Origin of the sequence: Paenibacillus sp. MY03, from assembly GCF_002165585.1 — a bacterium.
GTDB classification, from domain to species: domain Bacteria; phylum Bacillota; class Bacilli; order Paenibacillales; family Paenibacillaceae; genus Pristimantibacillus; species Pristimantibacillus agaridevorans.
Map to the genome: position 1 here is coordinate 110,642 of NZ_MXQD01000008.1, position 12,776 is coordinate 123,417.

Genomic DNA, 12,776 nt, shown 5'->3' on the forward strand with positions numbered 1-12,776 from the left:
TTAACGCGTTTACTCTGGGCGGCATATAGTATTCCGTCAGAGTATTCGAGGGAGGCATGGAAGGGATGCGTCTAAGAGAACTTACGGAGCTGATCGTTACAGCGAGGTTAATAGGGGACGGAGATACGGAATTTACGGGGATAACACGAGACTCCCGGCTTATTGCGGAAGGAGATCTGTTTATCTGCATTCCCGGGCACAAGGCGGACGGTCATAGTTATGCCGAAGCGGCGGTTCATTGCGGAGCGGCGGCGCTTGTCGCAGAGCGGCCCCTTCCGCTGGATATCCCGCAGCTGATCGTAAAGGATGCGAGAGGGGCGGCTGCCGTCATTGCGAGCCATATCAATGGTTATCCCAGCAACAGCGTGCGTCTGATCGGCGTAACGGGCACGAACGGCAAAACGACGACAACTTATCTGGTGGAAACGATTTTAAACGACAGCGGAAAATCCGCCGGCGTGATCGGGACGATCGAGCGGCGTTTCGGAGGCCGTTCTTATCCCATGGAAGGCACTACGCCGGATTCGCATGAGCTCCAGCGTTATTTGGGAGAGATGAGAGAAAGCGGCGTTAAGTACTGTGCGATGGAGGTGTCCTCGCATGCGCTGGACCAAGGGCGGGTCAAGGGCTGCCGGTTTCGGACAGCGATCTTCACCAACCTGACGCAGGACCACCTGGATTATCACGGCACGATGGATAAGTATGCGGATGCCAAAGGGTTGTTCTTCTCGCGGCTCGGCAACGTCTATGAAGCAAGGCAGGAGGAACGTTCCTTCGCCGTGCTCAACGCGGACGACGAGGCCTCCGAGCGCTTCCGGAAAATGACGGCGGCCGAAGTCGTGACTTACGGCATCGAAAATCCGGCGGATGTCCGGGCAAGCGATGTTCGGATTACGTCGAGGGGGACATCGTTCCGGGTATCGACGTTTCGGGGCGAAGCCAAGATCGAGCTCCGCCTGCGAGGCAAGTTCAACGTATACAACGCGCTTGCCGCAATAGCGGCGACGCTGCTGGAAGGCGTGCCTCTTGCTGCTATAGCGGAGTCTCTGTCTGCTATTCTCGGCGTGCCTGGCCGCGTGGAGAGCGTGGAGGAGGGCCAGCACTATGCCGTAATCGTCGATTATGCCCATACGCCGGACGGCCTGCAGAACGTGCTGCAGGCGACGCGAGAATTCGCGGAGGGCCGTATTATTTGCGTATTCGGCTGCGGAGGCGACCGTGATCGGGCGAAGCGCCCAATGATGGGCCGAATCGCGTCCGAGCTTGCGAATTATATGATCGTGACGTCCGACAACCCCCGGACGGAAGACCCGCTTGCCATCATCGACGATATAATGGAAGGGGTGATTGCGGCTGGTTCGGATGGAGATCGCTACGCCGTCATTCCCGATCGGAAGCGCGCGATTGAAAAAGCGGTTGAAATGGCAAGCCAAGGCGATGTAGTATTGATTGCGGGGAAAGGTCATGAAACCTACCAGCTGATCGGCGGAGAGGTGCATGACTTCGACGATCGATTAACGGCAAAAGACGCGATAAGGAGATTTTTACATTGATTAAACGTACTGTAGGACAAATAACGGCCATGTGCGGCGCCAAGCGCCAGGGCGGCTACGAGGATATGCTGCTTCGCGGAGTGACGACGGATTCGCGAGCGGTTGGAGGCGGAGGAGACCTGTTCGTCCCGCTTGTCGGAGAACGCTTTGATGGACACGACTTCGCGGCGCAGGCGGCCGAGAACGGCGCCAAAGCGATGCTGTGGCAGAAGGGACGCGACATCCCCGCTGATCTTCCCGATGTGGCGTTCCTAGTTGTCAGAGACACCCTGGCTGCACTGCAACGGCTTGCTTCCGCTTACCGGAACGAGCTGATGGTGCGAGTAGTAGGCATTACAGGCAGCAACGGCAAGACGACAACCAAGGATATGACGGCTGCTTTGTTGTCCACACAGTATTCGGTCCTTAAGACGGAAGGCAATCTGAACAACCACATCGGCCTGCCCCTAACGCTTTTGAAGCTGGACGAGGAGACGGAGGTTGCCGTGCTGGAGATGGGCATGAGCGGCTTCGGCGAGATCGAGCTGTTAACGAAGCTCGCGTCTCCCGATCTAGCCATTATTACGAATGTCGGCGACGCGCATTTGCTTCATCTTGGCTCGCGGGCCGGCATCGCGAAGGCAAAGCTGGAGATCGCGCTTGGCCTTGGCGAGGACGGCGTCCTGCTCTACAACGGCGACGAGCCGCTGTTGAAGGAAGGACTTGCAGAGTCGGCGCTGCCTGAAGGCGTTACTCTCCGGACATTCGGTCTTGGAGCGGATAACGAATGGTCTGCGGACGACATTCGGCTCCATCCGGATCAGAGCGTATTCGCGGCGCTGCACCGGGGACAAGTAAGCGGACTCGGAACCGTTCATATTCCGGTGCCTGGTCGTCATAATATTAGCAATGCCCTTGCCGCGATTGCCGCCGCCAGATTTATGGGCGTGCCTGCGGAAGCCATCCATCGCGGCTTTAAAGAGCTCAAGCTGACAGGCATGCGCATCGAGCCGGTAAAGGCGTTTAACGGCGCCGTCATTTTAAACGACGCGTACAATGCCAATCCCACTGCCGTACGCGCGGCTATCGATTTGGTTGGCGGACTCGAGAGCTTCGGCCGCCGCTGGATCGTGCTGGGCGATATGCTGGAGCTCGGCCCGGAAGAAGCGGAGCTTCACCGCGGCGTCGGCGCTTATCTGACGCCGGATGCGGCAGAGGGCGTACTTACCTGCGGACCGTTATCGGCCAATACGCACGAAGGCGCGAAAGCAAGCCTTCGCGAGGCTGACGAGGCGGGACGCGTGATCCATTTTAATGACAAGGATACACTCGCGGACTGGCTTAAGAACCGGCTGCAGCCCGATGATCTGGTGCTTGTAAAGGGCTCCCGAGGAATGCGGATGGAACAAGTTGTCCAAGCTTTGGAGAAGGGGTGAAGAAATGGACATGATGGTCAACTTATTCGCAATCGGCGTATCCTTCCTTATAACGGTTCTGCTGGGACCATTGTTCATTCCTTTGCTCCGACGCCTCAAGTTCGGTCAGCAGATTCGTACGGAAGGTCCCGAGAGCCATCTAAAGAAAAGCGGCACGCCGACAATGGGCGGCATTATAATAATGATTGCGCTGATGATCGCATTCGTGAGATTCGCCGACAAATCCAGCGAGTTCTGGGTGCTCCTGACGGCGTCGCTCGGCTTTGGTCTCGTCGGCTTCCTGGATGACTATATCAAGATCGTTTTCAAACGTTCGCTTGGCTTAACGGCCTGGCAGAAGCTGTTCGGACAGCTCCTTTTTTCGGCCATCGTCTGCGTGCTGCTGTACAATATGGGGCATAGCACCGAGATTACGATTCCCGGCACAAGCGCGGGGCTGGATCTCGGCTGGTTCTATTATCTGTTCGTCGTCATCATCATGTTCGCGGCCAGCAATTCCGTCAATTTCACGGACGGACTCGACGGACTGCTGGCAGGGACGAGCGCAATCGCGTTCGGCGCGTTCATGATTGTGGCGCTGCAGACGTCCGAACATGAATCCGCGATTTTCTCGGCGGCCATGATCGGAGCGGTGCTCGGCTTCCTGGTCTACAACGCTCACCCGGCCAAAGTATTCATGGGCGATATGGGTTCGCTCGGCATCGGCGGCGGAATCGCGGCTGTCGCGATTCTGACGAAGACGGAGCTGCTTCTGATCGTGATCGGCGGCGTGTTCGTCCTCGAGATGCTGTCCGTCATTTTGCAGGTCGCCTCCTTCAAGCTGCGGGGCAAGCGGATCTTTAAAATGAGTCCGATCCATCATCATTTCGAGCTCATCGGCTGGTCCGAATGGAAGGTCGTTACCGTGTTCTGGACGGTGGGGTTGTTGTTTGCGGCCGCAGGCATCCTGTTCGTCATTTAAGAGTTAACATGTATTTAATATTCACACTCCATAAAACAGGCGCAAAGGCGGTTCTCGCTTACGAGAGCCGCTTCCTGCGTACTTATGCACATAGAAGGGATTGTCGCTGCATGAATCACCCTGCGGACTACCGCGGCCGGCGCGTTGTCGTTCTCGGCCTTGCGAAGAGCGGCGTCAGCGTAGCCAAGCTGTTCCACAAGCTGGGCGCCGACGTCGTCGTCAATGACAAGAAGGATAGGGAGAGCAGCCCCGAGGCGGGCGAGCTTGAAGAACTGGGCATTACCGTTATTTGCGGACATCATCCGGAGGATCTGATTGACGCCGATACGGCGCTTATGGTCAAAAATCCAGGCATTCCGTACAGCGCGCCTCCCGTACGGGAAGCGTTGGAGCGCGGCGTAGACGTCGTGACCGAGGTGGAGGCGGCTTATCTGATCTCGCCTGCTCCGATCATCGGCATTACCGGCTCTAACGGCAAAACAACGACAACTACGCTGATCGGCATGCTGCTGGAAGCGGCGGGCAAAAAGCCTATCGTCGCAGGCAATATCGGCTTGCCGTTATGCGATGCCGTCCAGGATGCAACGCCGGACAATTGGATCGTCGCCGAGCTCAGCAGCTTCCAGTTGAAGGGGACAGAGACGTTTCGGCCGCGTATCGCGATGCTGCTGAATCTGGCTGAGACGCATCTCGACTATCACGGCGGCATGGAAGATTACGTCGCATCGAAACGCAAGCTGTTCGCCAATCAGCAGGCATCCGATACGGCGGTGCTGGGCTGGGACGATCCCGTCTGCAGGGAGACCGCACGGAGCCTGCAAGCGAAGCTGCTGCCCTTCTCGCTCTATGAGAAGCTGGAGGAAGGCGTCTACATAGATCCTCCTTACACGCGCGAAGGGGAGGCCGATAAGGCAGCCGAAGCTCAGCGTCATATCGTATACCGCACTGCTGGCGGAGGAACGGCGTCCGAGAGCCGTGAGCTCGTCATCATGCCTGTCGCCGAGCTAGGCCTTCTCGGACGCCATAACGCGGCGAACGCGATCGCGGCGATCGCGGCCTGCGTCGCTGCCGGAGCCGCGCCTGACGCATTGGCCGCGCCGCTGCGCGAATTCAAAGGCGTAGAACATCGCCTCGAATATGTATGCGAGAAAAACGGCGTGAAATTCTACAACAGCTCCAAGGATACAAATTCGACGGCAACGAAGATGGCGGCAAGGTCCCTGACGGAGCCGATCGTTCTTGTGGCGGGAGGGCTCGACCGGGGCTCCGATTATATGGAGCTGCTGCCGCTCTTTAAGGAAATCAAAGGACTTGTGGCGCTTGGCGAGACTCGCGACAAGCTCGCGCATGTCGCGAATCTTGCAGGTTTAACGAGGATAGAAACGGTGAACGCTGAGAAGGACGCCGAATCCACGCTTCGCGAAGCGGTCGTCCGGGCTTTCGCGATGACGGAGCCGGGCGATGCCGTGCTGCTGTCGCCTGCTTGCGCAAGCTGGGACATGTTTCAATCCTACGAACAAAGAGGGAGCATGTTTAAACAATCGGCGCATACCTTGTAAGTAGGGGGCCTGTCCCTACTTTCCCATGCTAAGAGGTGTGTTCGCTATGGCAAAAGCGCGTTCTGCCCCCGATATTTGGCTGCTCGCCGCCATTGGGCTTATTCTTGCAATCGGTCTCGTTATGGTATACAGCGCGAGCGCGGTGCTCGCGCTCCATGAATTCGGCGACCGCTTCTATTATGTGAAGCGCCAGCTACTATTTGCCGGACTAGGCGTAGGTGCGTTACTATTTACTATGAACACCCATTATTCCAACTGGAAAAAATGGGCGCCTGCCGCGCTGATCGTTTGCTTCGGCCTGCTTGTTATCGTGCTTGTTCCCGGTATCGGGGTTGTGAGGGGCGGGGCGAGAAGCTGGCTCGGCATCAGCTCCTTCGGCATCCAGCCCTCCGAATTCATGAAGCTCGCCATGATCCTGTTTCTGTCCCGTTGGCTGTCGGAGAAGCAGCAAAATATTACGCTGTTTACGAAAGGGCTTATGCCGCCACTCGGGCTTGTGGGTCTGGCGTTCGGCCTTATTATGCTGCAGCCGGATTTGGGCACGGGCTCCGTCATGGTCGGCGCTTCGCTTATTCTCATCTACACGGCTGGTGCTCGCATGGCACACCTTGGCGGACTGGCGATGATTGGCGTAGCCGGCTTCGTCGGGTTGATTCTGGCCGCTCCATACCGCCTGCAGCGCATTACTTCGTTTCTTGATCCGTGGGCGGACCCGCTCGGCGGAGGTTATCAAATTATCCAGTCCCTTTTTGCCATCGGCCCTGGCGGTCTTGTCGGCCTAGGGCTCGGCATGAGCAGGCAGAAGTTCAGCTACCTGCCCGAGCCGCAGACGGACTTCATTTTCTCCATTCTCGCCGAGGAGCTTGGTTTTATCGGCGGAGCCACTATCATCTTGTTATTTCTGGTCGTCGTCTGGCGAGGGATCCGGACCGCTATCGCGGCCCCGGACACGTTCGGCAGCTTCCTGGCTGTCGGCATTACCGGCATCATCGGCGTTCAGGTGCTGATCAATATCGGCGTCGTTATCGGGATGATGCCTGTCACTGGCATTACACTGCCGCTCGTGAGCTACGGAGGCTCTTCGCTGACGCTGTTGCTTACGGCGCTCGGCATTTTGCTTAACATTTCGCGTTATTCCAGATAAGCTAGCAATCTTCGACGCCGGCCATGCCACCAGGCATGCTCCGTGATGGAAAGCGGACTTTTTGAACTACCTTAAAATAGGCGTCTGTCACACAACATTGGCGCAAGGCATAATATACCCTATATTCGCGACCGTCACCTGCGGAAGCGGAGGATCACACAATGAAGTTGCGGCGAATGCCTGCATCCGCAGCAATGAAGGAGGAAGTCACAATGGAAGCATGCATAGCGGAACTTAGGGAAGCGGCGGCAGGGGAACTGCAGCTGCTGCTGAACGAACCGCTTTCGAAGCACACAACATGGAAGATCGGCGGACCGGCCGATCTGGTTATCCTTCCACGCACCAAAGAACAACTCATCACCGCAGTCCAGCTGCTGCATAAGCATGAGGTGCCATGGATCAATCTGGGCCGCGGCTCCAATATGCTAGTTGGCGACGAGGGCATTCGCGGAGCTGTGATCAAACCGTCCGGAGGATTGGATTACGTCACCTTCGAAGGGACAACGGCTGTAGCCGGCGCGGCCTATTCATTCATCAAGCTGTCCGTTATGGCGGGCAAGGCGGGGCTGACCGGCCTGGAATTCGCAGGGGGGATTCCGGGAACGGTCGGAGGTGCCGTCTACATGAATGCGGGGGCTCTCGGATCGGATGTGTCGCGTATTTTCAAGTATGCTGACATTGTACTGGAGACAGGAGAATTGGTTCGTTACGGGCTTGAGGACATGGGCTTCGCCTATCGCCATTCCATCTTGCAGGAACAACGGGGCACCGTTGTAGAAGCCGGCTTCGAGCTGGCGGCTGGCGACCGCATGGAGATCGCTTCGGCGATGGCTACCTACAAGGAACGGAGGCTGCGCACGCAGCCGATTCAGTTGGCTAGCGCCGGCAGCGTATTCCGTAATCCTCCGGGCGACTTTGCCGCGAGGTTGATTCAAGAGGCGGGACTAAAGGGCTTCTCCATCGGGGGGGCGCAGGTATCCGAACAACATGCCAATTTTATTGTAAACACCGGGCAAGCGACAGCTAGAGATGTACTCGCCCTCATGTCTCACATCCAGGGCACTGTGGAAGAACGCGCAGGCGTGAAGCTGGTGCCGGAGGTTCGGGTGGTGGGCGAGCGGTAATTCGGAGGTGATACATTGGACAAATTGGTGATTGAAGGCGGGAAACCTCTCTCAGGATCCATAGTTATCCAAGGAGCGAAAAATGCCGCTTTGCCGATATTGGCTGCCAGTCTGCTGGCTGAAGGCACGATTACACTGGATTCGGTGCCAAGGCTGCTCGATATCGAAGTTATGCTGAACATTTTGCGCGAATTAGGATGCCGCGCCGAGCACGTCGGCGAGACGGTCGTACTGGATACGACCGCGCTTCATACATCCCATGTGCCGGAGACGCTGATGAGCAAGATGCGCTCCTCGATCTTTCTCATGGGACCGCTTCTTGCAAGGTTCGGCGAAGCTCAGGTCTATCAGCCGGGCGGTTGCGCGATCGGCGAAAGAAAGATTGATCTTCATCTGCAAGGTTTAGAGGCGCTGGGGGCCGAGATCGAAGAAATCGGCAATCGCATCGTGTGCAGGTCTGGCAAGCTGACGGGCACCGATATCCATCTTAGCTTCCCAAGCGTCGGAGCGACCGAAAACCTGATGATGGCCGCCGTCCTGGCGGAAGGACGCACGACGCTGACGAATGCGGCCAGAGAGCCTGAAATTCAGGATCTGCAGCGCTTCTTGAACGCTATGGGCGCGAAGATAATGGGGGCAGGCACCGACACGATTACGATCGACGGCGTTGCCGAACTTGCTCCATGCCGCTACAAGATCATTCCCGACCGAATCGTAGCCGGCACGATCATGGTCGCCGCCGCCGCCACGCGCGGCGCGGTCACGTTGCAAAACACCCAGCCCGCCCACCTCTCCTCCCTTATACATGTTCTGCGCCGCGCAGGTGTTCAAATCGTAGTCGACGGTGATATAATAAAGGTTGATAGTGCCGCAAGGCCGAAGTCGATCGAGCGAATCGTCACCTCTCCTTACCCCGCTTTTCCGACGGATTTGCAATCCCAGGTGATGGTGCTTCTAACGCTTGCCGACGGGGTAAGCATCATGAAGGAAACGATTTTCGAAGGCCGTCTCAAGCATGTCGGCGAATTGTCGCGCATGGGAGCCGATATCCGCGTCGACATGAATGCAGCATTTATACGCGGCGTTACCCGTCTGTACGGGGCTACAGTGGAAGCGACGGATCTTAGGGCCGGAGCCGCCCTGGTCATCGCGGGACTCGCCGCGCAGGGACGCACGATCGTTGAGCAAGTGCATCACATCGATCGTGGCTACGACCGGATCGAGCATATGCTTACGAAGCTCGGCGCCCGGATATCCCGATTCTCGCCCGTGCCTAATAACGAACCAGCCAGATGACATCATGCAGTTAGATCGAAGCGTTCGGCTTTTCTGGAGAAATCGTGCCAGGGAAGCCGGCGTTTTGCAGGAAAGAGGGACAAGATATGAGCAGCGGTAACATGCCGGTGCTTAAAGAACCCGCCCGCAAACGCAAAGGCAACAAGAAGCTGCTTGCCATTCTGTTGCTATTGTTCGCCGCCTTGCTGGCCGTGCTGTTCTTTAATTCATCGATTAGCAAAATATCCGACATTCAAGCAACAGGCATGGAGCATACCTCCAAGGAGCAAGTACAGGAAGCGGCCGCCGTAAGTATCGGCGATGCCTTCTTCCAGACCTCGTCCGGAGAGATCGCCTCTCGCGTACAGCAGCTTCCGCAGGTCGAATCAGCCAAGGTCGTCAAGGTGTTCCCCGGCGTAATCAAGATTGAGGTGAAAGAGCATCCTGTCGTCGCGTTCGAGCTGATGCCTGACGGCACTGTGCAGGCGCTGCTCTCGAGCGGTGCCAGCGTGGAGGCGAGAACGGACGGCTATCTTTTGGACAAGCCGATCCTGACGGGCTGGAACGGGGAAGACTCCGTCAAACGCGAGCTGACAAAGCAGCTTGCGTTAATCCCTCAGAAGCAGCTGTCGGATTTGTCGGAGATTGCTCCCATCCCATCCAAGGCTTATCCCGACCGGATCAGGATGTATACGCGAACGAAGTTTGAGGTCATTACCGCCGTTTCGGTACTGCCGGACAAGATTGAAGCGTTGAACGCGGTAATCGAGACGCAGGAGCCCGGCAAGATTACGATGCTGCTGGCGGACACGTATGTTCCGTTCCATACCGACGATTCGGAAAATGATGGCGATAATGAAAAATAGACTACTCATTCGTTTAAAAGAATGATAGAATTTGTTTTACTAGCTTGGAGTAAGTTTGCCGTAACGGCGCGCCTTCCCGGCGACAAACCCCCTCTTTTTAAGACAAGGAAATCGCCCTTTCGACAGTGAAAATAATAATTCTGAAAAATTTGTTGAAAAAAGAGGGAAACTAAAAAGTCTGTTGAATATGTAGAGAGACTTGTTCATTTTTTGATCAGAAATGACGGGCGCTGCGTACTTGCATCGCCAGCTAGCGAGAAAGCCTATGCTCCCGGACGTTCCGAGAAGGGCGGCTGAGTGTGCAGGTCGTTTTTATCTCTAATAAGAATCTATTGACGACGAGGTTTGGAACTTCTACATTCTTATTGGGTAAACATAACATGAGATACTAATTATTGGAAACGGAGGTGCCGCGAATTGAGCAACAACGACATCATCGTCAGTTTGGACATCGGTACATCCAAGGTTCGAGCTATTATCGGCGAGATGAACAATGGAGCCATTAATATTATTGGAGTTGGTTCTGCCGACTCCGAAGGTATTCGCAAGGGAGCTATCGTCGATATTGACCAAACCGTGCATTCGATCCGCGCCGCGGTCGAGCATGCAGAACGCATGGTAGGCATTCAGATATCCGACGTTTATGTCGGGATTCAAGGCAATCATATTGCATTGCAGACCAATCATGGCGTAGTTGCGGTATCTAATGAGGACAGGGAAATCGGAGAAGAAGATATCGAGCGCGTGTTGCAGGCGGCTAAAGTTGTCGCTCTGCCTCCCGAACGCGAAATCATCAATCTCGTTCCCAAGCAATACCTGGTAGACGGATTGGAAGGCATATCCGATCCTAGAGGTATGATCGGCGTCCGCCTGGAAGTGGAAGCTACGATCGTGACCGGCACGAAGACAGCGATACATAATCTTATGCGCTGCGTCGAGAAGGCGGGTTTGCGAATTTCCGGCGTTATTCTGCTGTCGCTTGCTTCCGGCATGATGTCGCTGACGAAGGACGAACGTTCTATCGGCACGGTTCTGACGGACATCGGCGCAGGCTCCTGCACGATCGCCATCTACGATCAAGGCGGGTTGGCTGCGATATCGACGCTGCCGATCGGCGGAGAGTTCGTCACGAACGATATCGCCTACGGATTACGGACCCAAAGCGATCAAGCGGAGAAGTTCAAGCTCAAGTATGGCTGTGCCAATGTTGGCGATGCTGCGGACGATGTCCGCTTTAAAGTTACACGAATGGGCAGCAATATGGAGAAGGAATTTTCGCAGAAGGATCTGGCCAGCATTATCGAACCGAGGATGCAGGAAATCTTCCATCTCATCCGTCAAGAGGTTCGCAGGCTGGGTTACGGCGACAAGGTTAATGGCTACGTGTTGACCGGCGGCGCCGTCGCCATGCCAGGAACGCTTGCGCTTGCGCAGGTGGAACTAGAGTCCTCGGTTCGCATCGCTTTGCCTGACTACATCGGCGTAAAGGATTCCGCATATAGCAGCGGTGTTGGCATGATACAATACGTGTCCAAATATATGGGAGTACGAGGCTCAGGCGTCACGAAGAAAGCGGCAAGCCGCAAAGCCAGTCCCGCAGCTCCATCCAAACCCGGTATGTTCGAACGGATCAAAAATATGTTTAACGAATTTATTTGACTTTGACTGGGGGACAATGAGAGATGTTGGAATTCGACATGGAGCTTGAAACGCTCGCTCAAATAAAAGTAATCGGCGTTGGCGGCGGTGGCAGCAATGCCGTTAACCGTATGATCGAAAATGGAGTCAAGGGCGTCGAGTTCATTACGGTGAACACGGACGCCCAGGCTCTGCACCTTGCCAAATCGGAGCATAAGCTGCAAATCGGCGACAAGCTGACGCGCGGCCTTGGCGCCGGCGCCAATCCCGATGTAGGCAACAAAGCTGCGGAAGAATCCCGCGAAGCCATCATGAACCAACTCAAGGGCTCGGACATGGTATTCGTAACTGCAGGAATGGGCGGCGGCACGGGCACAGGCGCTGCGCCTGTCATTGCGGAGATCGCCCGCGAGTGCGGCGCGCTGACGGTAGGCGTCGTAACACGCCCGTTCACGTTCGAGGGACGCAAACGTTCCGGCCAAGCCGAGCAAGGCATCGAGGCGCTCAAGGAGAAGGTGGATACGCTCATCGTTATCCCTAACGACCGCCTTTTGGAAATCGTCGACAAAAAAACGCCGATGCTGGAAGCTTTCCGCGAAGCGGACAACGTGCTTCGACAAGCCGTACAAGGCATCTCCGATCTGATCGCCGTACCAGGTCTCATCAACCTTGACTTTGCGGACGTAAAGACAATTATGACGGAACGCGGTTCCGCGCTGATGGGCATCGGTATAGCAGCCGGCGAAAATCGCGCAGCCGAAGCCGCTCGCAAAGCGATCATGAGCCCGCTCCTGGAGACCTCGATCGACGGCGCGCGCGGCGTCATCATGAACATTACAGGCGGCAGCAACTTGTCCCTGTACGAAGTAAACGAAGCGGCTGAGATTGTCATCTCCGCATCCGATCCCGATGTAAACATGATCTTCGGCGCAATTATCGACGAAGATTTAAAGGACGAGATCAAAGTAACGGTCATCGCGACTGGTTTCGAGGCAAAGGCATCTGCCGCTCCTCAGCGCAAGCCGGGTTCCATTCCGGTAGAGCAGGTAGACACGAGACCTTCCCAAGCATCGTCCAGCGTGAAGCCTTTCGGATCCGGCACATCCAGCGATCAGCTGGAAATTCCGGCATTCCTTCGCAAGCAGCCTCGTGATAGATAATTCCTTACTAGACTATTAACGCCTCTCGGCTTGTCCGAGAGGCGTTTTTTCTTTTGGATCTCGACAAAAAAAGATACCCGA

10 protein-coding genes are annotated in these 12,776 nt (G+C 56.0%); all 10 read left to right on the forward strand.

Translation table 11 applies throughout. The annotated features are described in order from the left end of the window. Positions 1-65: 65 nt before the first annotated feature. The 10 genes from B1748_RS09630 to ftsZ all read left to right on the forward strand — a co-directional run bounded on the left by B1748_RS09630 (position 66) and on the right by ftsZ (position 12,695). Positions 66-1,553: a UDP-N-acetylmuramoyl-L-alanyl-D-glutamate--2,6-diaminopimelate ligase gene (locus tag B1748_RS09630; RefSeq protein ID WP_087567685.1), complete on the forward strand. Its 1,488-nt coding sequence runs from the start codon at positions 66-68 to the stop codon at positions 1,551-1,553. Further along, positions 1,550-2,968: a UDP-N-acetylmuramoyl-tripeptide--D-alanyl-D-alanine ligase gene (locus B1748_RS09635; RefSeq protein WP_179215507.1), complete on the forward strand. Its 1,419-nt coding sequence runs from the start codon at positions 1,550-1,552 to the stop codon at positions 2,966-2,968. The genes B1748_RS09630 and B1748_RS09635 overlap by 4 nt, the downstream gene beginning before the upstream one ends. 4 nt (positions 2,969-2,972) lie before the next feature. Further along, complete coding sequence (gene mraY / locus B1748_RS09640; protein WP_087567686.1) at positions 2,973-3,929, forward strand: phospho-N-acetylmuramoyl-pentapeptide-transferase; 957 nt, start codon at positions 2,973-2,975, stop codon at positions 3,927-3,929. Positions 3,930-4,039: 110 nt separating this feature from the next. After that, entirely contained in the window at positions 4,040-5,488 is a 1,449-nt protein-coding gene (gene murD / locus B1748_RS09645) for a UDP-N-acetylmuramoyl-L-alanine--D-glutamate ligase (RefSeq protein ID WP_087567687.1), read from the forward strand. Between the two features lie 46 nt (positions 5,489-5,534). After that, the gene (gene spoVE, locus B1748_RS09650) at positions 5,535-6,632 is read left to right on the forward strand and encodes a stage V sporulation protein E (RefSeq protein ID WP_087567688.1); all 1,098 of its coding nucleotides are present in this window, start codon (positions 5,535-5,537) and stop codon (positions 6,630-6,632) included. 212 nt (positions 6,633-6,844) lie between these two features. After that, on the forward strand, positions 6,845-7,756 hold the full coding sequence (gene murB, locus B1748_RS09655) for a UDP-N-acetylmuramate dehydrogenase (RefSeq protein ID WP_087567689.1): 912 nt from the start codon (positions 6,845-6,847) through the stop codon (positions 7,754-7,756). Positions 7,757-7,771: 15 nt separating this feature from the next. Further along, on the forward strand, positions 7,772-9,052 hold the full coding sequence (murA, locus tag B1748_RS09660) for a UDP-N-acetylglucosamine 1-carboxyvinyltransferase (RefSeq protein ID WP_087567690.1): 1,281 nt from the start codon (positions 7,772-7,774) through the stop codon (positions 9,050-9,052). A gap of 86 nt (positions 9,053-9,138) precedes the next feature. Beyond that, entirely contained in the window at positions 9,139-9,897 is a 759-nt protein-coding gene (locus B1748_RS09665) for a cell division protein FtsQ/DivIB (protein WP_087567691.1), read from the forward strand. Positions 9,898-10,314: 417 nt separating this feature from the next. Next, complete coding sequence (gene ftsA / locus B1748_RS09670; protein WP_087567692.1) at positions 10,315-11,556, forward strand: cell division protein FtsA; 1,242 nt, start codon at positions 10,315-10,317, stop codon at positions 11,554-11,556. A 23-nt stretch (positions 11,557-11,579) separates the two neighbouring features. Further along, positions 11,580-12,695 (forward strand): cell division protein FtsZ, encoded by a 1,116-nt coding sequence (ftsZ, locus tag B1748_RS09675; protein ID WP_087567693.1) that lies wholly within the window; start codon positions 11,580-11,582, stop codon positions 12,693-12,695. The last annotated feature ends 81 nt before the right edge of the window (positions 12,696-12,776 follow it).

Excerpts from the sequence above, each read along its gene's own strand:
- B1748_RS09665 (WP_087567691.1), top strand. The coding sequence starts at position 9,139 with ATGAGCAGCGGTAACATGCCGGTGCTTAAAGAACCCGCCCGCAAACGC.
- ftsZ (WP_087567693.1), top strand. The coding sequence starts at position 11,580 with ATGTTGGAATTCGACATGGAGCTTGAAACGCTCGCTCAAATAAAAGTA.
- spoVE (WP_087567688.1), top strand. The coding sequence starts at position 5,535 with ATGGCAAAAGCGCGTTCTGCCCCCGATATTTGGCTGCTCGCCGCCATT.
- B1748_RS09630 (WP_087567685.1), top strand. The coding sequence starts at position 66 with ATGCGTCTAAGAGAACTTACGGAGCTGATCGTTACAGCGAGGTTAATA.
- murB (WP_087567689.1), top strand. The coding sequence starts at position 6,845 with ATGGAAGCATGCATAGCGGAACTTAGGGAAGCGGCGGCAGGGGAACTG.
- mraY (WP_087567686.1), top strand. The coding sequence starts at position 2,973 with ATGGACATGATGGTCAACTTATTCGCAATCGGCGTATCCTTCCTTATA.
- murD (WP_087567687.1), top strand. The coding sequence starts at position 4,040 with ATGAATCACCCTGCGGACTACCGCGGCCGGCGCGTTGTCGTTCTCGGC.